We start from the raw sequence: 371 nt of genomic DNA, 5'->3' as shown, positions 1-371 counted from the left end.
CTCACGGCCCATGCCCGATTGCTTGAAACCGCCGAAGGGTGCAAGCGGCTCGTGCGGCGCGCCGTTGATCACCACGCGGCCTGATTCCATCTGCTCGGCGACCCGCCTGGCGCGATCGATGTCGCTGGAATGGATATAGGCCTGCAGCCCATAGCTCGTGTCGTTGGCAATGCTGATCGCGTCCGCCTCGTCCTTGTAGGGGATGACCGAGAGCACCGGGCCGAAGATTTCCTCGCGGGCGATCCGCATTTCGTTATGCACATTGGCAAAGATCGTCGGGCGAACGAACCAGCCGCGGTCCAAGCCTTCGGGCCGCCCGCTGCCGCCGGTGAGGATCTCCGCACCTTCCTCCTCGCCAAGCCGGATATAGG

The 371-nt window shown here is 64.2% G+C and carries 1 protein-coding gene; it reads right to left on the bottom strand.

Annotated elements, in window-relative coordinates; all coding sequences use genetic code 11:
* Positions 1-371 (bottom strand): aldehyde dehydrogenase family protein (locus AC1DIX_RS28285; RefSeq protein WP_477328687.1); only part of this gene is annotated, 371 nt, incomplete at both ends.

Source organism: Massilia sp. 05N420, from assembly GCF_056397205.1.
Note: the sequence above shows the minus strand (reverse complement) of the source record. Positions and strands in the feature narration are given on the sequence as shown.